Here is a 22,651-nt window from a genome sequence, read left to right as displayed (position 1 = left end):
GAGTGCGGTTCACCTACAAATATTACACGCGTCGTCGTCAAAAAGCCCCACAACCTCATGAGTTTTCTAGACGCGAAGGACATTGTCTTCAGGTATGGTGCTGAAGCCAATCGCGTGAGATGCACTATTCTACGACCCTGCAGAGGCAAGTTAAAAAAACGCTCCCCCAGAAAAATGGAGATGCACATGCCACCATCAGAACCCTATTTAGATTTCGCTGCATTATCCATAGATAGCAACATCCTTCGCGGCCAGCGTTATAATTTCGATGGGGGTATTCTGAAGCAACTTGAACAATTTCAAGGCAGCCCCGTCCAGATAGTTCAGCCTGATGTCATTCACTCCGAAGGGGTGCAACACCTCTCTTCTGAGATTGCTGAAGCACTTAAAGCGGCCAGAGGCAATCTTAGGACGCTTGCCAAGTATGCTGATAACAGCGAGATATCACAGTTTGGCGCCTCTCATTTGCGCGATATAAATCCGGCACTTATGGCGGAAGAAAAGCTTAAAAAATTCTATCAGCGAATCAATGGAATGGTTATAGCCAGCTCACGCGTAAACATTAGCGACTTAATGCGCATGTACTTCTCCACCGAGGCGCCCTTCGAAACCACGAACGAAAAAAAGCACGAGTTTCCTGATGCTATTGCGCTACTAACACTCGAATCCTGGGCCGTAGGTAATGACAAAAGGACTGTGCTGGTCAGTAAAGACAAAGGCTGGCACGCGTTTGCAAAAAATTCGTCGTACCTACACGTTGTTGAAGACCTGCCCGATGCCCTAGCTTTATTCCAACCCCATACGAAGGTCAAAAGTCTCATTGAAATGCTCCAAGCGGACAGACTACTCGACCGAGATGGCACACTGTTCCAAAGCATCAAAAATGCAATTTCTGAAAGGGTTAGCGAACAAACACCTGATATCGAAGCGAATTCACTATTTTACTTTGAGTACGATGAGGTTCAAATCGAATATCTTGGGCACAAATTCGCTCAGGGAGAAGATAACAAACCCAGGGTCAGAATCGTCCTGATCGAGGACGACCTTGTGGTGCTCAGTCTAACAGCGCTGGTCAATACAAAAGTCATGACTACTTTCTCTTTTTCGCAGTACGACTCAATTGACAAAGATTACGTGCCATTAGGTGGCTCCTTGGAAGAAAGGAACGAGAGCTACGAGGCAGATGTGCTAATTCATTTCAAGGGTGACTGGAAAGAATTAGGTAATTCTCTTACCCCAAATGAAATTGAGGTGGAGGGCGAAATGGGCATAGTTAAATTCGGTGACATTGCACCAGATTATTCTAATGAACGGGATGAGGAGCTCCGCTGGGAATGGGAATGGGAGCAAGAAAAAGAAAGGAGGCGTGACGAAGCACTGGCTTCCAAGCGTTAGCCTCTTACTGTCGACTCGAGTGTATGCTCCGGCTCCAATCATCAATTGGAAAATCAGAAATTATGGCTCAGCCATAATTTCGAATAATTTCGTTTTTCCCCTCCATCGAATGCGGTCACCTATCGATGGAGGATCGCCTCAATTGCAGTAGACAGTCCAAAGCTGATCAACGCGCGTCGTGAAACTCTGGCTCATCATCTCCCTGCGCATACCCCAATCCGGATCGGTCGGCACACTAGCCAAGCGCATCGTCCCCCTGCCCTATCGGCCATTGATCGCATCCAAAACACCAATCACTTTTTCGGTCGATTCCGGCTGAGAGTTCGAATAGAGATCGTCGGTGTACTCGCCTTTTTGGAAAAGGTTGGGCGAGAAAGGAACTCGCATGGAGAGCCATAACCCGCCTGGCTCGTGACACGATGAATGAGCCTTGCACGACGCGAGTTGTTCGACCTGCACGTGACGAGTAAAAAGCATAAGCAGTGCTCCGGTGTTCACCCGCCAAGGCACTCCCGACTTACCAAAAAATCACACGAGACTCAACGCCTGTTGCCGACCGCTCTTTTTTGGATAACTGCAAATCAGGTGAGCAGGTAAACATTCATAGAGCCAATCCTTGCAATCAGATACCCACCGCGCCGTTGAAGCAGTTGCCTCTGACCGGGCGGTACAGCAGGTATTGGCGCTAGGAACGTTAGGCACACACAGCGCGTTGATCACCATGAGCCCGGTCTTCGATTACCCGAGGTCGCTGCACCTCTAGCCAAGCACGCAGCTCTTGCACGTACACTTCCCAATCCGGTGACAGCGCTGCAGCTCTGACTATGGAAGAGAATCCTGAGTGACGATGGACATTCAATGTTCTGATGATGTTTTCGACGAACAAATGAACATCGCCGACCGCTTGGAGCCCGTTCGCAATTTCAATGATCTCATTCACAGCCGCATCCTGTTGAGGGGGCAGCCTAGTGATCATCCTATGGAGCTGGGCTTCGGGTGCAGGGGGCGCCCCATCAAGAGCGCGCAGCATTCTGATTCCCTCAAGGCAGCGATCCCGTCGAGCTTCAGCATAGGCCTCCGTGCCACTAAGGACGGCCTTGGCACGATCCAATCGAGATTCTGGGGTTACATATAGATCGCCGTCGAGCAGAAACAACTGGCGCTCTGTGTTATGTCCCCCAGAAAGGATAAAGCCTGCGGCCAATGTAAAACAGTTCGTTGCCGCGCCGTATGGAGTGATATTAGCAACGCGCTTCATGCCCAACCTGGAAAGCTCATACTCAACAATGGCAAGGGCCATTTCGTCTTCGACGAAGACCTCGATGGGACGATCAGGCACCCCAGTCAGTCGCTGGAGAGCATCAGGCTTGGTATTGGAGAAACAGTAGGTCTTAAGCTCAGGTCTGACGGTGTGGATGTGTTTTATGCTGACTTTCTCATGAAGTTCGAGGATCGCTTCTCGGTGAGTCGTGAAAACAATCTGAAGTGATTTATCTTGCGCACGATCAAACAGAATATCGATCAATCCTCGCAGGGCGGCGGTATGCAGAAGCAGATCAACCTCGTCAATCAGAATGAGGCCGTATCGAGGTGCGTTAAAAACAACTGACAGAATTTCCAATACCCTCTGCTCGCCAGCGCCCATAGCAAGCGCAGAGTACCGGGCACCGTCCCATACGAGACCTGTGTATCGCCGGCCGGAATGAGCCCGATGGAGGTTCAGCTCGGTATAGCCTCGATTAAAAATGGTGCTCATCTTGGCCATGATTAGACCCGCATCGACGTGAGCCTCGGTCTGATAGGAGATTGCGGAAGTGTACGTTTCCTCTTCGATGCGCGGTACGCATGATTTGATACCCACGAAACGAACGTAGCGTTCCGGACGATTCGAATAGCGAGGCGCCCAGCGCCCTGCCCTCTTTTGATATGTCGTTTTCAGATTGGGAAAATTGTTGGCACCCTCCCGATGGGAGTGAAGCATTTTCAACTCGCTGCCCGTCCAGGTTGCATCGGTGGTTGGCGTAAAGAAATCTCGAAATCGCCAGTTATATTGCTCCGAACCAAGCGTCGGTTTGTAGCAACAAGCCAAAGCATGCAAGATCGTCGACTTCCCGCAACCATTAGGCCCCAGGATGGCTGTGAGTGGCTTCTCATCAAATCGGATCTCATCCAGAGACGAAATGCCTTTGAGCTTTTTGATGCTCAGGCTATGGGTAACCTGCTGACTAACCGCCATGGTGCATAAACTCCTGAAAGTAGTGGAATCCGGTAGGGCATCGCTATAGCCGCTCGGGCTGCTCTGCTTAGTAAAATGTGCGCAGCGCAGTGTCACTGCGCCAGTTTGCCCCCGCGAGATGTTCGGACTTCTGCGGCGCCCCGATCCGGGTGTATAGGGAATGATCTGCATGACCTCATAATTATCGAAGCCAAGGTTGAAAAAACCGGCGTCGACCAACGAAGCGTCGCTTGGCGCTTCGATACCGGTATCAAATACAGCCCCAGCTACAATTCGCACGATACCGGCCAAGGGAGCGATCTCCCTTGGCAACGTCTCAGGTTACTCCGCTATCAGGCCCCTGGTTCTCCACCGAGCGCGGACGAAACTCTCAAAGACATAGTTGCCCTGCAGCGGCAACTTATCGGCGTGGTCGCACACGATAATCTGCGGCATGACGCCGGTCTCTTTGAGCGTCACATCGCAGAATCTGGCCAGGTTGGTGAACATCTTCGAAACGGCGTGTACATCCTCGTCGACAGTCTTGGCAGTCTTTCTATCCCCACGCAGATCATCTGCTTTGAATGCATCAGAATCATCTGTTGAGGGAAAATAGACCTGTGTCGGCTGATCGAGGAAGAGGATCGGTGGCACCTTACATTTGGGATACGCCGCGAACTGATAGTGCAGCGCCATGAACAGGGTCAAATGCGAGTACAACCAGTTGGCTCCGCTGCCCATCGAGCGCAGAAATACCTTTTTGAAGTGGCCGCCAGCGATGGGCCGTTCATGCCAAAGATCGAAGGTTTCCACGTCAAATTTCAAAGAGCCAGTTTTATAGGCTTCTTCGAAATCGAAGTCCTTTCCGAAGGTTTTCATTTTTTTGTTGATATCGTTCTGAAGCGCCCACAGCTTTGACTCGACGTCATACTGGGACATAAGCCCATCAAACCTATCAACTTCTTTTTGCCAGAAATCCGCCATACCCGTTGCCTCGGATGGGGGATTCGCGATGCGCTTTTCAATGGCGAGCTCGAGTTTAATTTTGGCCTTCTGAGCCGCGCCATCGGCGGACTTTGATTTCTCCAGCCGATCCGCTTCATCGTCTAGGGGCTTCAGTGCCTTTTCTACGAGCGCGAGCTCCTTGCGAAGCTTTTTGAGCTCTTCCTCAATCGCCCGGCTCTCCTCACCGAATCCTTCCCGCGCGTAGGACGAGACCTTGAGTTCACCATTCAGCCAGTTGATCGCTGCCGACAATTTGTTGGCTTCGTCCTCAGCCACATCCGATTGCGATGCGCAAACGGGGCAGGCCGCGTGTTCAAGGTTGGTCGTCGTAGGGATGGGCAACGCGGTCACAGATTCCGCGAAACCCGACGCCTGCTGGGTAGATACTTTCAGCAGATAGCGAGTATTGAGCGCCTTCTGAATGCTGGCCATCAGTACGGCTTTCTGCTCGCGCAGTTCAGTCCGTCTGGTTTCAAAAGCACTGGATTGGCCATCAACTCTGACTGAGAGACCTGTGAGGCGCTCCAACGCTGGCTTGGGCTTTGCCAATATTTCCTCAGGCGTGAGCTCTGTTAGCGGCACACCGGCGAACGCTTCGTACTCCTTCAACAGGGTCGCGAAGTCAGAAAGGTAATCTTCCTTGATCTTGTCCTGCTTTGGTATCTGAGCCTTAGCACGCTTGAGCTCATACAGAGCCTCAGTACGGAGCTTCGCAAGATCGAAGTAATCCTCTCCAACAATATCCATGAAGATCTTGAAATGATCGGTGGCTTGGTCACGTTTACGCTTCTCTTCGAACCGGTAGAAAATCGCATGCCGGTTGGCCACCAGGTTCTGATGCTGCAGCATAAACGACGGGAAGCTGCGCACCGAAGGTGTGGCGCTCCATTTGCCAGTCATCTCCTGCTGCAGAGGATCTGTGTCGATGTTCTCCAGCGTGACACCGAAGTAGCGCCCTAGGCTCTTAAGGAAGTCGGCCTTGGGTTGGTAGAAATTAGAAGTGAAGAACGTATCCACGTCTTCGATGAGCTGGAGCACGTTGTCCACTGCTTGCCCGGAAATCTCGCGTAAAAAACACCGGTTGCTGGCCGCCGCTCGCCCTACGACAACTGCCATGCTCGGGAATCGCAGTACGGTAAAAAATGTCTTCGCACGATCCGTGATAATGCCCTCCGGGATCGTGTCTTCGGAGCTCCCCAGGCAGTAATCGAAAATGTCGAGGATCGCACTTTTACCTTTGGAGGATTTGCCGGTCACAATATTGAGACCAGGCTCAAAGGGGACGTGGTGGACGTTATGATCACTGTCCACGACACCGATGTATTGTACGTAACACTTCATAGCGATTTGAGCCCCAACATCCTGTAAATTGAAACAACGTTTTCGCCAGACAGCACCATGGCCAGTTTCTGGCTGTACCTCAGCAACGACTTATCCGAGTTGACCGACTGCGGCTTCTGGAGCGATCGAACGGACAGTTCGGGCGTGATTTCCAGACTTTTTTCAGCGGCCAGGATAAGCAAGGAAGCGTTGGTGATCGGCTTGAACTCCTCAACACGAAGGGCCAGCCCAATGAGCCTTTCCGCGTCGGAGGCCATCGTCCGCAGTGAACTGTCCCGTCGCGCCCTGTGCAGAAAGGCATGCATCGGTTTGTAGGTGACGAGGGGAAGGATCAGGTAGCTGAGCAGTACATCCTTTTCGACCGGTTCCCAGTGCTGATAGAAGCTCTGGATAACAGGCGCCAGCGCAAAAGGAGTTCTATGCAACGTATACAGGTGATCAGAGACTTGAGTGGTCATCACCACAGCCTCCAGTGAAATTCGTCATCCTCATCCTCGGGTTTCTCTCCTGCGAGCATGTGATAGATGCCATTGCGAAATTCGGGCATCGTGTGTTCCAAGCCGCAGAACGGTTCAGGGGGCAAACCATTACGCTCAAGGAAGAACATCATGGATTGGGTACTCAGCTGGGTTGAACAGGTAACCCCCGTGCAGCCGAGCATCGCCGCATCACGCCCGTATTGGTGCTGTGTAAGGTGATTGCTGAGGTAGAGATCCACCATTGGTTTGAAGAGCACGCCATCCGTGTACAGATCGGAGATCGTCGTCTGGGCAACCACTCGATGCAGAGCTGCCCGCTTCAGGTACTGCTCTCCGCCAATTTCTGTGATTTTCTGAGCAAACGGCATGGGCCGAATTTCTTCGACATCGACGCTCTTCTTGAGCGCCGCCATATCCACTGGGGGAAAAGTTTTCGGATGCTTCATGTACCGATGCGTAAGCTCTGACAATTTGTCAGTAAAAGCTTGATGGGTGATCTTCCACCCCTTGATCACTAGCTCTGGGCTGCACATGAAGCCCAACAGCTCATAGATGAACTGCTGGTATTTGGACGGTCGAATGGGCTTGAGATGACGGGTCTCGTAGGTCTTGAGGCGTTGCTCCAGTGACTCGGCGCCTGTTGTGATGTGCATCCGTTCCAGCACTTCCATCAATGCTTCACGGCGGTCAGGGGTCATCACGTATTGTTGAAGCGACTGGGACTTCGAGGGCTTAGAAACGACCTCCCCGGCCTCGGACTCCTTCTTCGTCTTCTTGTCGGCACTGGCTTGAGAGGATGCAACGATACTCTCCATGATCGAAAGCCGCTCTGCGGGAGTGGCCGTGTTCCATCCCTTGAGCAGGGTTTGCGCTCCGAACTCCTGCGTCGTCAGCAGCACCAGGCTCTTGAAGGAGGTGCGATCAAAGTTTTCATGTAGCCAGTTTTTCAGGGTGTTCCAGAAATTGGCATGGCTATCCGTGAGGTTATCGGTGTAATGCTTGACCTCTGTCTGGCTTTTTCCAGGAACCGTGACATCTCCTAGGACTTCGAGCCACAGGCACTCGTCAGGTGCCAGGTCATAGCAATGCTCCACGGCAACGAGCAGCTGGTACTGAAGCGCCTTGAACAGGAGCGTCGCATCGAACGGCAAGGGTGCGTGACCGGGTAGCGTCGTATTCGGGTGTTGAGTCGTATCCATACACATTCCAATATTGGGCATGCTTCCCTGACCAGCGACTCGCTTAGCAGACCGAGCACACGCATCGCTTCTTGATACGCGTCAGCAAATCAACGCAGGGCATTGGCCCGGCGTCGGTGTTGGGTAGATAACCGTTATTCCATTACTGTATATAAATACAGTATTTATTCGGCATTTGGACATATGCTACCAGCAGTTCAGCTCGTAGTCGCGAAAAGCCATCACGAGTGCTTGGCGACCTTCGCGGCCCGCAGCTTCCGCCGCAGCCATTCGAAGCTGCGATGCAAAATCGAAATCTTGTGCCAAAAATTGACCGACCAACCCCACTGCCTTCCCAAACGATCCGCTCTTTGACGACGGCTTGGTATTCGGATGACCGCAATCGCGGCCGACGTGCCAAAGACTACGAGGCTCGAAACAATCTGAGCCTGAGTTGTTTGGGTATCGAAAAAAAATGGCACGTTTGCAAAAAGCTGTGCCCTTGAATTCAACTCAAGCGCCGCGTTTCGTTTATTTACGAATGATCAGAGTCGATTCGTCTACTTACGTCATCCTGCGCTTTAGGCAAGCGGAGCGCGCAGGCCGCCCGGCCGAAGACGTGAGGATGGAAGCCCGCCAGGGCCAAGACACGTAGAGGCTTGGTTCAACGACAGCCGTCCCCGAAGGGGCACGCCTTGAACTCCTAACAAGCGATTAAATACCCGCTCAACGTTCACTGCCACACCGAAGACGAAGGACTCCATCGAGTATGAATCTCAATACGTACAGGGCACTTTGAATAAAAAACCGATGAATTGACCAGCACTCTTTACTTGGATCTGTAAATTATTTGACTGTTTTTTTCTCTGCGAAGTTAACTTTCTGTCAACTCGCCCCTCTGCAGGCCACAGCTGTATTGGATTTACCGCATATATATACAGTAATTTTTTGGACAGGCATTTTGAACGCCTACATTTCAATAAATTTATCTTCCACTCTGCACCTTGATTTTCTCATTTCATCTGCTAACAATTGACGAATTGAGGTTGTGATCCAATCAATTTTTCGAGAGCAAAGACACGCATGAGATACGACATTTGGTTTTTGATTATTGATACCACAGTAGATGCTTATTCTCTGAACGACCGGCGAGACAAGAGCATACTGCTCGTGGAAACCGTCAGCACTTCAGATGATCCGCTCTATAAGCATTGCAATAACATTCGTGAACTCGAAGCAACGTTTGAGCGATATCGCAACTACCGAACCAGTGATGACGTCGTGGACACGCCGCATGCTAAATTTAAAGTCCTTCGAATCGATCCTATTCCGGTTTATTCATAAATCCTTCCCGATCAAGCCCTCGTCACGACTCACATCCCAACGTCAACAAGTCACGGTATGAGTTCGCCCATCAGACGCACCGCCATCTACTGCAGCACAGGCGGTGTGAAGATGTACCGGCCCCGCGCAGCTCGTAGGAATGTCTTAAGAGTAGCCCTACCGTACCCCCGCTTGAAGGATGCCACGACGTAACGGGAGTTCATCGTGGTGAGCACCCAGAATCTCCCCTCTTTTCTCGCAAAACAAATTTCTGATGTCCGCACAAAATGTCCGTCTGCAAACCGCCCAAGCTCCTCGCGCTTCTTATGGCCAAAGACCACACCGATCGCTGTACAAGAAGAAACGAACACGTCGCTCAGATAAGCTGTAATGGGCTCATCAAATGACTGAGCCTCTGCTCGTACAATGCGCGTCAGATGAAAATCTGTAAGGCGTTTACCATGCAGCTCTACGTTGATCGTATTCAGCATTTATCCGCTCCCAGGTGCATATTCATTGGGGTGTAACTCGATTTATGAAACGTAACATTGGCAATGTTACAGTGGGAAAATCGTGTTACACCTTTGGGAAACCTTACGTTTTTTCAGTAAATCTTCCGAAGGTTTGTCAGAGTGCTGGCATCGAAGGATGGATCGTGAACGTCGACGTACATGGCGCCGCTCTCAATCTCCATCAGGCACACAGGTATCTCGTTTTTGTCATAGCCTACGGAAACCGACGTGAGCCTTTCCATTCGCCAGCTGCCGCTTTTATTGATCCAGGGCGGAGAGACGACCTGGAGCTCATCTATGACGAGGTCAGGGCCTTGCGCCGAGATGAGTTCGAACAATTTGGTCTCGTCATTAAGCATCTCCACCTGGGAGATAAATCGATCCTCGTGACGCTGCCTAATGCTTACGTGATACCAGTGCGTCGCCAAGCTCCGAGACACCGCGTGCCAGTGCGCAAGGCCTTCTCTAAACATCCCAGGCAGGCCAGCCATATCAGCATTGTGAGTTCTGAACATATCGTGCCTCAGATTCAAATTTTCTTCGTAGCAATGCCTAAAGCATGAAGGCAGTACAAAAGTCCTTCAGAAACGGCCTCGCGGCCAAACTTACTTATGAAGCTTGCTAAAACGATCGGAGAGTTCCGCCGCGCCGACGGTTTTCCAAGACTCTGGATCAGATGTCTTCTTCAACATATTCCAGCCAGCCCACAGAAAGAACAGAGCGGCCAGAGCTGCCTCTACCAAAGCCACGATACTTGTGTACTCCATTATCATCGGATGCTGCCCACCAATGAAGTTCATCATGGGCACAATAGAAACCAGCCATCCCACAGGAAAAACTATGCAGAAGGCGAGAACTGCATAAAAAACCATTAGGATCGGAACGGTGAATCTAATGTGAGTTGCAAATATCTTGGCACCGTTTTCTTTCTGCATGCCGTACACGATGCCGGAATTCTTTTCCTTGTTCGCGGAGTTTTTGAATAAACCGTAAAGCGTTACTGTCTCTCTGGCCTCCATTTCTTCGTACATTTTTTTCGAAAGCGTAAGATTTGGAAGAACCTGGCCGTCAATGCTTATGACGACTTTGTAGCTATCTCCGTGATTAGAGTTAACTTTGATGTAGTCGACCTTTCCCGTCACTTTTACACAATCAAATTTGAACACAAAAAACTCCTAGTTTTCGTTATGAGCGTCCTAACTCTAGACCGACAAAGATCTTAAATTTCAGACAAAGAGGCGCCATTAAGCTCGCGTGACTGCGGGCCTTGTCGATATCAATGTTGTCGCGGGTACTAATATGCCTAGTGGTTTCTCAGCCCATTGCCTCGATTAGAAAAAAGAGAAGATTGTTTTTAAGCTTGCCACCCTCTCATGGCCGTCTCCCATGAGCACGTACACAGAGTTCTTGGTTTCAAACATCACACCGTCAAACGAGATAGCCATGCTGCTGCGTACCCAATCGCCGGATCGAAAGCGGCCTCGACTGTCCTCAACCACTTTGTGGGCAAACACAAAAAGCGGGAGGTGATTGGCAGCGTGAACCTTTGCGATTTCTTCAGGGGTTAGGTCGGCGCGAAAGATCGTCCACTCCTCAACCAGGCAATAAGCCTTGAGCGACGAACGTAGAGCAAGCGTTGCAATCACCTCCTCTGCCGAAGCAGAGGTGCCCCGCAAGGATCTATTGATCCCCAGAATAAAATCACTCTGAACTGGGCACGTCACGGCTCACGCTCCGCCTAGGTTATGCATAAATTGACAGCGGCTTGGCTGCCTTCGTCGCGAGGGAAGGCCGTAAAACCAGCGAAATCACTACATGAATCACTATATATATTTGTATGTTGATTGGCAAACGCGGCATACCGTCTCTTTTTGAAGAGACGTCAAAATGTCACTGCGCCGCCCTTACGCAGCCGTGCTTCAGCTACTACGTAGATCCAAAGGGTTGCATCAGCACGCGATCGCCGGCGAGGTTGCCCAGTCGTTCGTCAGCAAGCTTGAGGCCTCGAAAACTACAGCCACCGTGGACTCCACGAAAGCCTTGGCTGACGCCCTACAGGTAAATGCTGCAACTTTCTTCGGCTTAGTCATCGCAGCCAGTCAACACCAGACCCCTCGCGAGGTGATGCTCTCCGCCATCGCTGAAATGGAAGCGCTGGGATTAGCGGATATCGTTCTTCCTGCAGAACCGCAGAAGCTCGAAGCGCCAGTGGTGGCTGAAGCCCGGGAGAGGAAAGATCAGGTTCAGCGATTGAAAGCCAAGGGCTATAGTCGTGCTGAAGCTGCGCGCGAGCTCGGTTACGCGTGGACGACGATCAACCGTCTGTGGTCGGCGGATGGCGAATAATGAAGTACATCAACCCTTAGATCCGACCCCGCCCTTCCCCTCAAAGCGTCTTGGAAATGCGGGGATGATCGCTTCTGATTTGGGCTCTACAATCCATACCGAGGCATTCGGGGGGCAAGAGTTTCTGCTTGAAATCATCGGCTACAACCTTGCCCTCGAGGTATCACCACTTCACTTGCTGATCACCGAGCTTTAACTGAGCGAGGTCGGAATGCCTTTCTATTTTGCATGCCACCATCGACTACGTGAGAGCTGGCCATGTCTACCAAGACGTCCAAAATGGTAGGCCCGTTTTGTCGACAACTGGAGGCACTGATCATTTCTCCACCCAGCAAATCGTCAATAGCAGATCACCGCATTTTGGATTGTTATGACCTACTACGTATGGTTAATTGAACCTTCGGATGATCGCCGCAGATGCGGACTCCCGGGGCTCTGATTGAGCATTTTGCAGAAGTGTAAACAGACGGGTAGATTTCTGGGTTATTTTTACACTTTCAGCTGATTTCCTTCTGGTTATTGACCTGCCTCCTCTGAAACCCTCGCAGTCTGGGGCTCTGAATTTTTTTCTTATTTTTACAATGTCGTTGACAATGCGGAGTTGGCAGGCGTACTGAATGGTCGAGATCGACACACTCAGACGGTCTGCCAACTGTCGCAACGAAGGCAGGCGTACTCGCACGTCACTGCCCGGTTCATTGATCAGGTTATTCAGGTAACGGTACACCGCCTGGTACGCAAAATCGGTATCTCGTGGTCCTTTCATGGGTAATGGCCGAATACGCTACGAACGTCGTGACGCATCCTTGATGAATCAGGCAAACCAGGCACTTTCACCGCCCCGTCGACCATTCGCCAGCCACGACCGTTTCATTCTCAGGGTCTATGACTTCAGCTTGCACGCCCATGTTGCCACTTTGCGCATCTGGCCCCCTGCCCTGATCCAGGGCTACCGGAGCCATGCGGTAAAGCCTGCCGATCAGGCTGACTGGCAACCCGCTGACATCAACCATCCATTGCATAACTTGCTCGGGTGCCGAGTTGCCCTGCATTGCCCGGTGCAAGTCCGGCAATGCTACGAGCATGCCGGGGTGACACTGACGTAGAAAATGCTCAAGCCCCGCACCGTTATCGACAAAAGGGGCAAAAAGCAGACACACCAACTGGGCTTCGCTCAAACCAAGGTTCTTTTGTGCCTCGGCCGCCGCCAATGCGCGCTGATCGGCCATTGTCAGCGGATTGCCAAAGGTTTCCATTGCCTGTTCGCAAATGCGCTCGGGCAGCTGCTTGCGACGCATCATCACCAGCGCCCGCTGCAGGTACTCGCCGACGCCGGCTTCATAGGTGCGACCGTGCACATAACACGCTTGCAAGCCGCGAATATGCGTCGATATCGTCAGGCTGACGTAGTCGTTATCACTGAGTTGAGCCGTCAGTTCGTCAGGTTGAAACCCGAGGAAGTCGGTGAGTAGCGGCCAACGCTCTTCCAGGTTGCTCACCAGCATGTCGTGAATGTCGATGAAGGTCGTGCGACGGCAGACTTCAAAGCGGTCAGCGGGACGCCACTCAACCGGAGCGGCATCAGGATAAAACTCGCGGTAGCAGTTGCTGCCCAGTTCATCGAGCCGTGCGAACAATCCCTCGTAGCCCGCTTCATTGCGATTCGATGCCTTGAGCCCGGCCTTGGCCGCGGCACGGTTCAAACCGTCGAGAAACTGCGTCTGCCGACGGGGTGTATCGCTGCTGACCAATACATCGACGCCCTTGTCCCATCGGGCGATTTGTCCATAAAACTCGCCGGTTGCCAGGTACCCGTCATCCCACAGATCAAGCGGCCCGCTCCAGGCACGACGGTGCCCGACCATCAGCAGGTTGAGCCGATTCGACTCGCGGCCGGCTTCGGAGATCGGCGCCTTATGGTTAAACGGCAAAACCTCGCGATTGTCGGCCATCAACACGTCGACCCGAGGATCGTCGTAGAGGAACAATGCACTGTAGCTGCGATGGATGTTTTCCAGGGCTGTAGAGGCCGCGCCATTCAAGCGCAAGGTCGCCACTCGCAGCTGAAAGGTCGCCGGTGCCCGCCCGGCGATGCTCAGTTGCGCGGCACGCAGCAGCGCCAGCGTGTAACAGCTGTCGCGGGATCCGGACTGGATCGCCAATACCTTGTAATCGCCAATACGTTCCATACCTCCAGCGGACACCACCAGGCGCTGAATCATCAGTTGCAATGCCGTGCGCTCGGCGCGAGAGAAAAAACTCAGCAAGCGCTGCAGTACTTGTTGATAAACATAATTCATTGCCTGTTCATGGGTATGGGTCATCATTGTTTACCTGTTACTCATAAGTCCGATGCCACGCAAACAATTGTATGTATTGCGCGACGGGTTGCCTGTCATGAATGGGGTGCCGGGATTACGATCAAATGCTAGCACTTAAACTTTATGTAATTGTTTGAAATCATTGCACGTCGCGGATACCCCTAGCAGGGCAAGATCGCCGCAATGCCCGGCAGAATGGGCGTCTTGCGCTCTAACGCGATGTCCTAGGAAATTTCCGACAGCATCCCACAGACATTTAATACAAGAAATAAAGAAAGAAGTTGCCCATAAATGTAAGACAACCGAGTGATGCCGCATTATTTGTCGAGTATGTATTGCCGACGCGCATTGAAAAGTTTCAACCGGATACCCAGCCATGACTCTTTCCTTGAGATGAAATAATCATTCAATTATCAGGGCTTATATGATGATTAGAAGATACAGATTGAGAGCAAAAACCAGTTCAGTTGCTGAACCGGCCCATCGAAGGATCAATGGGACATCTCATTGGGGAGGTGTGGGCAGCAGAAGAGTCCGTGCTGGCACGGACTCTTGCAGAGGGGGAGAACTCAGGTCGGTTCGACCTCAAGGGCGACCCGTTCGCGACATGGGCATTCGTCCATATAGCGATGCGCTTCGACAAACTCGGAAAACGGGAAGACCCGAGTCTTGAGCGGCAGCAGCACGCGATCCGCGGTCAACTGGTTGATGTCGCGCAGGGCGCGTTGCAGTGCAACCTGATCCTGGATGATGCCCAGTTCCGGCTTGCCGGTGAAGTTGCCGATGCAGTGCACGAAGAACTGAATGTTCTTCTGGAACGCCGCACAGGCAGGGAATGGCGTCTGGTTACCCCCTTGCAGGCCATAGAGCACCAGGCTGCCACGAGGCGCCAACACATCACCGAGCAGCGACATCTGCGGCCCGCCAAGGCCATCGAACACCACGTCGACGCCACGGTTGTCGGTGAACTTGTTGACCTGCATCAGCAGGTCCTGTTCTTCGGTAACGATGACTTTCTCGGCGCCGAGGGACAGCAGGTATTCACGCTCATCCGCGGTTTTGGTCGCAGCGATCACTCGCACGCCGAGGGCCTTGCCCAGTTGCACGAAAGACGGCCCGGCACAGTGGCTGGCGTCGGTCACCAGGGCGAATTGCCCGGGTTTGACTCGCGCCAGATCGGTGTAGGCAAAATAGGCGACCAACAGAGGCGTGTAATGCACGCTGGCTTCAACCGGGCTGAGCACATCCGGGTAGCGGGTCAGTGCCGAGCGCGGCAGAACGATCTGTTCGCCGTAGACCGGGTAGTCGTTGGGGCTTTCGGCCGGGAAGCTGGCAACCTTGTCACCGATGGCCAGGTCATCGACGCCCTCACCGACCGCCGTGACCACGCCGGCCATTTCATGACCAAGACCCGAAGGCAGACGAGCATGGGACGAGGCCAGGTTCTGGCGCCAGAGAATATCGTACCAACTGATGCCAATCGCCTCGACACGCACCTGCACTTCGCCCGGCGCAGGCAGAGCGGCCGCATGCTCTTCGCATTTGAGCACCTCGGCTGGACCAAACTTGTGAAAACGGATCGTGCGGGACATCGCAAACCTCGTCAAAGTAACCTCTAATGCCTTGAACTCTATCTGGGCTTTCTACCCAAGACCATCAGTGGCTATTAATAGTCGACATGCCTGTCATTGATTCCGCAGCGACGGCGACATCATCAAATGCCGTAAAAACCGAAGCAGCCTTTCTGGAAAAACTGAATTACCCTGTGCAGAATACCAGTCTTTGCCCGTAAGATTCATGCCGGCCATTGTTCTCATATGGTCGCTCACGTCAAGTTAGCTGACTCTGCCAGGACTCCAGATGAATCGTAATGACCTGCGTCGTGTCGACCTGAACCTGTTGATCGTTTTCGAAACACTGATGCACGAGCGCAGTGTGACCCGCGCCGCGGAGAAACTGTTCCTCGGCCAGCCGGCCATCAGTGCGGCGCTCTCGCGTCTGCGCGGGCTGTTCGATGATCCGCTGTTCGTGCGCACCGGCCGCAGCATGGAACCTTCCGCCCGGGCGGTGGAAATCTTCGCCCTGCTCTCGCCAGCGCTGGATTCGATTTCCACCGCGGTCAGTCGTGCCGCGGAATTCGACCCGGCGACCAGCACCACGGTGTTCCGCATCGGCCTGTCGGACGATGTCGAGTTCGCGCTGCTGCCGATGCTGCTCAAGCGCCTGCGCGCGGAATCGCCGGGGATCGTGCTGGTGGTGCGTCGGGCCAACTACATCCTGATGCCGAGCCTGCTGGCCTCGGGCGAGATTTCCATCGGCGTCAGCTACACCGCCGACCTGCCGGCCAACGCCAAGCGCAAAGTACTGCGCCGCAGCATGCCGAAACTGTTGCGGGCCGACACGGTGCCGGGGCCGTTGAGCCTGGATGATTTCTGCGCCCGCCCCCACGCGCTGGTTTCGTTCGCGGGCGACCTGAGCGGCTTTATCGATGAAGAGCTGGAGAAGCTGGGGCGCAAACGGCATGTGGTGCTGGCGGTGCCGCAGTTCAATGGGCTCAGTACACTCATCAGTGGCACCGACATTGTCGCGACCGTGCCTGATTACACGGCTGAAGCGTTGACGGCGGCCGGTGGTGTGCGAGCCGAAGATCCGCCGTTGCCGGTGCGCAGTTTTGAGTTGCACATGGCTTGGCGCGGGTCGCAGGATAATGATCCGGGTGAGCGGTGGTTAAGGTCGAGGATTCAGATGTTTTTTGGGGATCCGGACAGCCTGTCATAAGGCTTGGAACAAGGCGTCAAGTAGCCAATGGGTGTGGAATCCGGCAAACGCTGGGCGGTAATTCCGGCATTTAATCGCCGGAAAACCGCTTTTTGGCCCCAACTCGCTTGAGACCCGATGCGCGTCTAGAACAGATAGCCCATGTAGATCGCGGCGCCACCACCGGCCTGCACGCCAGCGTTCATGCCTGCCATGACCACCGCCCCCTTGGCCGATTGCACTAAGCGCCGGTTGACCGTGGTGGAAGCAATGAGCGAAGTCGCCGGGTTGGAGCTCAGAGCGGCCGCCAACGCCAGCAGCTTGGGATCAAGCCCGAACAACAGGGCTGTGGCCGAACCGCCGACCACCAGACCCACCCCCACTTCGGTATACATGCAGGGCCCGGTGATGTCGTCACTGGTCAGGTCACGACTGACCAGGGCGTCGCTGACAAACACCTTGCCGGTACTGGGAAAAGCCTCCGCCGCAACGGCTCCACCCACGCTCTTACCCTTGACCTGGATATTGATCTTGCCGAAACGCGGCAGCCGCGCGCCAAATCCGACACCCAACCCGACGCCGCCGTATCGGTAGCTGACGTTCTCGCCCTGGGGCGAACGCAGGATGATCGAACCGCCACTGCCTGCCAACAGGGCCACGGTCAGACCGCCGCCGCTGGCGGTCTGGTACTGCCAGCGACTTTCATTGAGCGGGATTGGGATGTTGTAGCTCATACGTTCAAAGTCCTTTATGTGAATGAACCGCACCGCGACCGCGCGGACGGATGGCCTTTACCAGACCGACAAAAGTGAACACCAGACCGATACAACCCAGTACCCCGGGAGTGCCCCACAGTGCGGCCGAGTCATCGACGATGGCGCTGTTAGCCGGCTGCTCGGGCAGGTAATACACCCGCACCGGCTGATCCTGCTGATATCCGAAGATAAAGCCGCCCTGGGGGTAGGAAATTTTTTCACCACTGCCGGTAGTGAAGGCGATCTCAGGATGCGAACCACCGGCATTCAAGTGGCTGACGATGCCATTGGCGATCTGTGCGCGGGCGAGGAACTCGCGTCGGTCAAGAGTGAGATCGACCGTAATGCTCAACAAGCCGATACCAATCAGGGCAAAAAGCAGGTCCAGCAGTATCTTCCCGATGCGTGACGGGGTGTAGTTAGCCATGGTTTGTCTCGGTATTCGTCCATGAAAGAAGGAGGTCAGGATAACAAAAAGCCTCGCTATGTCGCATATCCCAGCAAAAATATTCCGAGTGCCGTACGGCGCCAGGAGATACACACGATGCACAATCAGCGGAAAACCAATTTACTAGTACGGGGATTTTTACGTTTTGAGACTCCCGTCTCAGTAATGCTGAAAATAAATGTGGCCTAATACCGATTAGTTACTGGCGCAAGAAATCAAAATCCGATGCCTGTACTGGTATCATTTTTTTATGCGTCTTGCCCGGGCATTGGAACCGGGAGTTGTTGAGAAATACTCACTGGGCAACCTTGTTTTGAACCTTTGAATGGTGCCTAAACGATCGTTTACTTTTTTAAGAATCCCCCCCTATAGCATGCAAAAAAATAAGCTGCTAATCTCAAATGCAGGTGGGATATGAAACGGCTCCCCCTACGAATACCTGGTGCGTGGGGACGCCTGTCGAATTGGCTTGCTCCCCGCAAGTTGCAAATAACCCTCTTAATCAAGCAGTTAGGAAACTAAAAATGACCACATGGCTCCCCCTTATCGCAGTCGTATCCATTGTTGCACTGTATCTGTTTTTGAAAAGCAAAGGGATCATTAAATAGACCCTATCAAGAACGTTAAGGGCGGGAGCCAATGCCTCGCCCCTACCTTTCATTTGTCGCCATTATAAAGTAAATGCTTTACGCACATAACGGTCTATGCCGCACCAATTAATACTGGGCGTCATGCAGTGCTTCAGTGAGTACCTTACCAAGATTGTTACTGTTGCTTAAGAACTCTCCCGAGGACCACTGAACTCCCTACCCGTCATCAACCCATGCATGCCGCAAACATTTAGCCCTATAGCATGACCGTTTATTTACGGCTAGAGGTTAACAGGAAGATCTTTTCATCTAGACCCTGCTATTTAGCGGGATATTTTTGGAGCTTATTAATGTGAACGCATACTTAATTATTGCCTTGGTCGCCACTGTCTTTTGCATATACATTGCCGTACTGGCAAAATTTTCTTCTTCGAGAAGAAAAAAACAAATAGAAAACCATATAGGCAACCATATCAGTGGTGATGACGACGAAGCAAACAATGATGAGGCGATAGCTTATAACGAGAGATTAACTGCGTTAAGTTATGGAGCTATACCCTCTATTTTGCAAGGGGAAGCTTTTAATGAAATGATTCCTCTACAGGGGACGGATAAAAGCTACTACGGACTGAAGAGACACTGGAAAGTCACCTCGAAGGTGCAAGCACAATTGGTATTGGACAAACTATTTGACATGAGTGCCAGCCGTAACATTGACACGCTCATTGAAAGTGGCTCACTTAAAAAACTAGAAAAAACATACGAATCCATTTCAAAGCTTTTGAGCATTCCCGCTAGAGATGTCACGACAGCAAGATCAACCTTCGCCTATGATTTATCCCGTGCAATAGAAGTGGCCAAATGGTGTTTTTGGAATGATTATTTAACTGAAGACGAAATGTGGGAGTATATTTTTAAAATCTCTAACACCGCACGCCAACTAGGAAAGGACTGGGAAGAATACAGCATTTCGTACCTTTTAGGATTGACGCTTGACACACCTTCTCCCGAGGAGCTTGACGAGTGTCAGGCCGTGGTAAAGAACCTGTTGACAGGAAAATCCTGGGACTACTCAGGCCTGTACGTTCCTGCAATTTACACTCACGTCCATTTTAACAACGACGGGAGTTAATTGTTGATTTGCTTTGCCCGCTTTAGCTTCCCACAAAGCCATATAACAGTATTCAAACCAAGGACATCTACATGCTAACCGCCGCCATCTCAATATTGATATTAGGTTTTACCTTATATGCAGCCACCAAAATACTTAGCATTCACAAAAATAAAAAAATCATAAAAAAGCAATCGAAAGAACCCCTTTCGAGTGCTCAACAAAAAGGATTGGCTTTGGGGAGCATTCTGTTCGCCATGAAAGGCGAGAGCCTACAGGCGTTTTTCCCTGTAAAAACAAATACGTTCATTTATTCTTTTGGTTTAAAAAGGCAATGGGGCATAACAAGTGCCACCGAAGCGAAAGAAAAAATCATGACGTTACTGGCGCGAGAAAGAACACTGGAATATGATCACTTAATTGAAGACAAAGCAATAAATCTTGACCTCACCCAAAAAGCCATATCCAGAAAAATTGATATTCCTGTTGAAAAAATCAAGGACACTGCTTCGACCTTTGCATGGGATTTAGCAAGAGCAGTCGCCCTCTCAAAATGGTGTTACTGGTGTGGCTATATTACTGAACAAGAAGCCTGGGACTTTATTTTCACTGCGTCGAATACAGCAAGCGAACAGGGCAGTGATTGGCAGGATTATACGATATCGTTCTTGCTGGGCAGGACGATGCAGGGTTTTGATTTGGATGATGTTGGTTTAATCGCAAAAGCATTACTAAATGGCCAGGTGTCAGATAAAAAAATGGACGACATAGAAGGCGTCGACATTTATCAAAGATTCAATTTTAAACATTAATCTTATCGATTTATTGAAACACTCCATCCACCGGATTGAGCATCCATTTCGCAATGTCCACGCCCAACTCGTGAATCACTGCATCCATTGTGCTGCATTCGGTGGTCTGCGCTGTGATATCAGAGTACTGCGTATGCTTCTGGCGCTGGTCTGTGAATTGCGCTGCTGGCAGTCCCGGCCGTTCGAGTACCACATGGACGACCACGATCGTGGGGCCGCCGGCGCTGACGGTCACTATGTCGTTGATTTCGATTTTCAGCAAAGCGGCGGCACCCATACCGGTACCTGACACGGGGAGCACAACTTCATACCGCGCTTCCAACTGATCTTGCACCGCCTGACGCAACGAGTCCGGCACGCCGCACGCGTCATCGGATGACGACATCTGAAGCCCGTACACGACGGGTGGCAGTATCACTGTGTTGTTGGCAGCAGGCGCGGGTGGCATTCGCTCAGGCGGCTGATAGTGCGAACCGCAAGCCGCCAGAAGTGAACTCACCGCCATCGCGATGCACGTATTGCGCACGAATTGTCTTACTGTCATTGATTGACCGGGGAATTGTGAAGAGTTCGACCATTGCCTGGCGTTACGCTGACATGCGTCATTGTAAAGTCAAGGCTGCCAATGAATAGCTTTCATTTCATTTGATAGCCCACTAACGGAAGGTGCATGCTAGAGAGCTCGCTTTGAGCTTACATCATTCCGAATGATAGTTACCTTCGCCTCATTCGATTCGTGTGATACAACCCCGCCAAGCATCATCCGTCCATCTCAATACATTGGCGGATGCTATCCATGGAACAGTCACTCAAACATTTGCGCTTCCCCTTGGCCCTGTTGGCCGTGCTGGTGATGAGCGCTTGCGGCAAGACGCCGGACGCTGCCGCCACGATGCCTGCGGCCAAAGTCAGCGTGGCCAAGGTGCTGGAACAACCGGTCAACGAGTGGGACGAATTCACCGGGCGGCTTGAAGCGCCAGAAACGGTAGAGATTCGTCCACGGGTTTCCGGCCAGATCGATGACGTGGCCTTCACCGAAGGCGCGCTGGTCAAGAAAGGCGATCTGTTGTTCCAGATCGACCCGCGCCCCTTCCAGGCTGAGGTCCGCCGCCTCGAAGCCCTGGTTGCCCAGGCCCGTGCCACGGCCACCCGCAGCGAAAACGAATCCCAGCGTGGCGAACGTCTGCGCACCAGCAACGCGATTTCCGCCGAACTCGCCGACTCGCGCACCAGCGCCGCTCAAGAAGCCCGCGCCGCTGTCGGCGCCCTCCAGGCACAACTGGACCTGGCCAAACTGAACCTGAGCTTCACCCGTGTCACTGCGCCCATCAGCGGCCGTGTCAGTCGCGCGGAAATCACCGCCGGCAACCTGGTGACTGCCGATACCACCGCGCTGACCAGCGTGGTGTCCACCGACAAGGTCTATGCCTACTTCGACGCCGACGAGCGTGTCTTCCTCAAATACACCCAGCTCGCCCGCCAGGGCCAACGCGGCGCAACCACGCCGGTTTACCTCGGCCTGTCCAATGAAGACGGCAACCCGCACCAGGGCCAGATGAATTTCGTCGACAACCAGGTCAACCCGAAGACCGGCACCATCCGCGGTCGTGCGGTGTTCGACAACAGTGACGGCACCTACACCCCGGGGCTTTATGCACGCCTGAAACTGGTGGGCAGCGGCACCTACTCCGCCGTGTTGATCAACGACGAAGCGGTCGGTACCGACCTGGGCAAAAAGTTCGTGCTGGTGATGGATGCCGACAACAAAACGGCTTACCGCCCTGTCGAGCTGGGTCCGAAGATTGAAGGTTTGCGCATCGTGCGCAACGGCCTGAACAAAGACGACACCATCATCGTCAAGGGTTTGCAACGGGTTCGTCCGGGTTCACCGGTCACCCCTGAAGTGATCCCGATGGCCAGCCAGGAAACCCTCGCGGCCCTCGCCCAACAACGACAAGCGCTGGAAGCCAGCAACCTGCCCCAAGTCGCCCCTGCCAAGGTCGCGCCGGGTACGGTTGTGAAAGTGGCTGCTACGACTCCACGCGGTTAAGGGACCATTACTC

General features: G+C 52.7%; 21 protein-coding genes and 2 pseudogenes. 9 read left to right on the top strand and 14 right to left on the bottom strand.

Annotation, left to right across the window (positions count from 1 at the left end):
- Positions 1-186 precede the first annotated feature (186 nt).
- Positions 187-1,395, top strand: a complete 1,209-nt coding sequence (locus ACA044_RS14420) for a PIN domain-containing protein (RefSeq protein ID WP_497446948.1) — start codon at positions 187-189, stop codon at positions 1,393-1,395.
- Positions 1,396-1,533: 138 nt separating this feature from the next.
- Here the strand turns inward: ACA044_RS14420 and ACA044_RS14415 are convergent.
- From ACA044_RS14415 to ACA044_RS14395, 5 genes and pseudogenes are all read right to left on the bottom strand, one after another.
- A pseudogene (locus ACA044_RS14415) lies at positions 1,534-1,758 on the bottom strand (DUF4113 domain-containing protein); the annotation flags it as partial.
- 331 nt (positions 1,759-2,089) lie between these two features.
- The gene (locus ACA044_RS14410; protein WP_497446947.1) at positions 2,090-3,922 is read right to left on the bottom strand and encodes an ATP-dependent nuclease; all 1,833 of its coding nucleotides are present in this window, start codon (positions 3,920-3,922) and stop codon (positions 2,090-2,092) included.
- 30 nt (positions 3,923-3,952) lie between these two features.
- Positions 3,953-5,956 (bottom strand): DUF3732 domain-containing protein, encoded by a 2,004-nt coding sequence (locus tag ACA044_RS14405; RefSeq protein WP_497446946.1) that lies wholly within the window; start codon positions 5,954-5,956, stop codon positions 3,953-3,955.
- Positions 5,953-6,414 (bottom strand): three component ABC system middle component, encoded by a 462-nt coding sequence (locus tag ACA044_RS14400; protein WP_310659236.1) that lies wholly within the window; start codon positions 6,412-6,414, stop codon positions 5,953-5,955. The genes ACA044_RS14405 and ACA044_RS14400 overlap by 4 nt, the downstream gene beginning before the upstream one ends.
- Entirely contained in the window at positions 6,414-7,634 is a 1,221-nt protein-coding gene (locus ACA044_RS14395; protein ID WP_497446945.1) for a hypothetical protein, read from the bottom strand. Before ACA044_RS14395 ends, ACA044_RS14400 begins: the two co-directional genes overlap by 1 nt.
- Positions 7,635-8,696: 1,062 nt before the next feature.
- Here ACA044_RS14395 and ACA044_RS14390 point away from each other — a divergent pair.
- A complete protein-coding gene (locus ACA044_RS14390) occupies positions 8,697-8,957 on the top strand; it encodes a hypothetical protein (RefSeq protein ID WP_497446944.1) in 261 nt (86 codons plus the stop codon).
- Positions 8,958-9,043: 86 nt separating this feature from the next.
- On the opposite strand, the gene ACA044_RS14385 is transcribed toward ACA044_RS14390, so the two are convergent.
- On the bottom strand, positions 9,044-9,427 hold the full coding sequence (locus ACA044_RS14385) for a hypothetical protein (protein WP_497446943.1): 384 nt from the start codon (positions 9,425-9,427) through the stop codon (positions 9,044-9,046).
- A gap of 164 nt (positions 9,428-9,591) precedes the next feature.
- Between ACA044_RS14385 and ACA044_RS14380 the strand changes: the two genes are divergently transcribed.
- Positions 9,592-10,011 carry a hypothetical protein gene (locus ACA044_RS14380; protein ID WP_497446942.1) on the top strand — a complete coding sequence of 140 codons (420 nt, stop codon included), beginning with the start codon at positions 9,592-9,594 and terminating at the stop codon, positions 10,009-10,011.
- A 42-nt stretch (positions 10,012-10,053) separates the two neighbouring features.
- On the opposite strand, the gene ACA044_RS14375 is transcribed toward ACA044_RS14380, so the two are convergent.
- Both ACA044_RS14375 and ACA044_RS14370 read right to left on the bottom strand, forming a co-directional pair.
- Entirely contained in the window at positions 10,054-10,614 is a 561-nt protein-coding gene (locus tag ACA044_RS14375; RefSeq protein ID WP_497446941.1) for a hypothetical protein, read from the bottom strand.
- A 165-nt stretch (positions 10,615-10,779) separates the two neighbouring features.
- Positions 10,780-11,172 carry a DUF6957 family protein gene (locus ACA044_RS14370; protein WP_497446940.1) on the bottom strand — a complete coding sequence of 131 codons (393 nt, stop codon included), beginning with the start codon at positions 11,170-11,172 and terminating at the stop codon, positions 10,780-10,782.
- 163 nt (positions 11,173-11,335) lie between these two features.
- On the opposite strand from ACA044_RS14370, the gene ACA044_RS14365 reads away from it, so the two are divergent.
- The gene (locus ACA044_RS14365) at positions 11,336-11,794 is read left to right on the top strand and encodes a helix-turn-helix domain-containing protein (protein ID WP_497446939.1); all 459 of its coding nucleotides are present in this window, start codon (positions 11,336-11,338) and stop codon (positions 11,792-11,794) included.
- Positions 11,795-11,858: 64 nt separating this feature from the next.
- Positions 11,859-11,990: a hypothetical protein gene (locus ACA044_RS14360; protein WP_497446938.1), complete on the top strand. Its 132-nt coding sequence runs from the start codon at positions 11,859-11,861 to the stop codon at positions 11,988-11,990.
- A 402-nt stretch (positions 11,991-12,392) separates the two neighbouring features.
- On the opposite strand, the pseudogene ACA044_RS14355 reads toward ACA044_RS14360, so the two are convergent.
- The 3 genes and pseudogenes from ACA044_RS14355 to ACA044_RS14345 all read right to left on the bottom strand — a co-directional run.
- A pseudogene (locus ACA044_RS14355) lies at positions 12,393-12,560 on the bottom strand (PLP-dependent aminotransferase family protein); the annotation flags it as partial.
- A 67-nt stretch (positions 12,561-12,627) separates the two neighbouring features.
- Positions 12,628-14,118 (bottom strand): hypothetical protein, encoded by a 1,491-nt coding sequence (locus ACA044_RS14350; RefSeq protein ID WP_497447223.1) that lies wholly within the window; start codon positions 14,116-14,118, stop codon positions 12,628-12,630.
- Between the two features lie 566 nt (positions 14,119-14,684).
- Positions 14,685-15,707 carry a zinc-dependent alcohol dehydrogenase family protein gene (locus ACA044_RS14345; RefSeq protein ID WP_497446937.1) on the bottom strand — a complete coding sequence of 341 codons (1,023 nt, stop codon included), beginning with the start codon at positions 15,705-15,707 and terminating at the stop codon, positions 14,685-14,687.
- Positions 15,708-15,975: 268 nt separating this feature from the next.
- Between ACA044_RS14345 and ACA044_RS14340 the strand changes: the two genes are divergently transcribed.
- A complete protein-coding gene (locus ACA044_RS14340; protein WP_497446936.1) occupies positions 15,976-16,893 on the top strand; it encodes a LysR family transcriptional regulator in 918 nt (305 codons plus the stop codon).
- A gap of 125 nt (positions 16,894-17,018) precedes the next feature.
- Here the strand turns inward: ACA044_RS14340 and ACA044_RS14335 are convergent, their stop codons facing one another.
- On the bottom strand, positions 17,019-17,606 hold the full coding sequence (locus ACA044_RS14335) for a hypothetical protein (protein WP_497446935.1): 588 nt from the start codon (positions 17,604-17,606) through the stop codon (positions 17,019-17,021).
- Between the two features lie 4 nt (positions 17,607-17,610).
- Positions 17,611-18,054 (bottom strand): DUF3592 domain-containing protein, encoded by a 444-nt coding sequence (locus tag ACA044_RS14330; protein ID WP_497446934.1) that lies wholly within the window; start codon positions 18,052-18,054, stop codon positions 17,611-17,613.
- A 963-nt stretch (positions 18,055-19,017) separates the two neighbouring features.
- On the opposite strand from ACA044_RS14330, the gene ACA044_RS14325 reads away from it, so the two are divergent.
- Positions 19,018-19,797 carry a DUF1266 domain-containing protein gene (locus tag ACA044_RS14325; RefSeq protein ID WP_497446933.1) on the top strand — a complete coding sequence of 260 codons (780 nt, stop codon included), beginning with the start codon at positions 19,018-19,020 and terminating at the stop codon, positions 19,795-19,797.
- A 71-nt stretch (positions 19,798-19,868) separates the two neighbouring features.
- A complete protein-coding gene (locus ACA044_RS14320) occupies positions 19,869-20,588 on the top strand; it encodes a DUF1266 domain-containing protein (protein WP_497446932.1) in 720 nt (239 codons plus the stop codon).
- Between the two features lie 10 nt (positions 20,589-20,598).
- Here the strand turns inward: ACA044_RS14320 and ACA044_RS14315 are convergent, their stop codons facing one another.
- Positions 20,599-21,132 (bottom strand): hypothetical protein, encoded by a 534-nt coding sequence (locus tag ACA044_RS14315; RefSeq protein WP_497446931.1) that lies wholly within the window; start codon positions 21,130-21,132, stop codon positions 20,599-20,601.
- Positions 21,133-21,384: 252 nt separating this feature from the next.
- Here ACA044_RS14315 and mexE point away from each other — a divergent pair, with 252 nt between their 5' ends.
- Positions 21,385-22,638, top strand: a complete 1,254-nt coding sequence (gene mexE, locus ACA044_RS14310; RefSeq protein ID WP_497446930.1) for a multidrug efflux RND transporter periplasmic adaptor subunit MexE — start codon at positions 21,385-21,387, stop codon at positions 22,636-22,638.
- Positions 22,639-22,651: the final 13 nt, after the last annotated feature.

The organism is Pseudomonas sp. LBUM1673, assembly GCF_059695645.1.
This window is presented reverse-complemented; position numbering and strand designations above follow the sequence as displayed.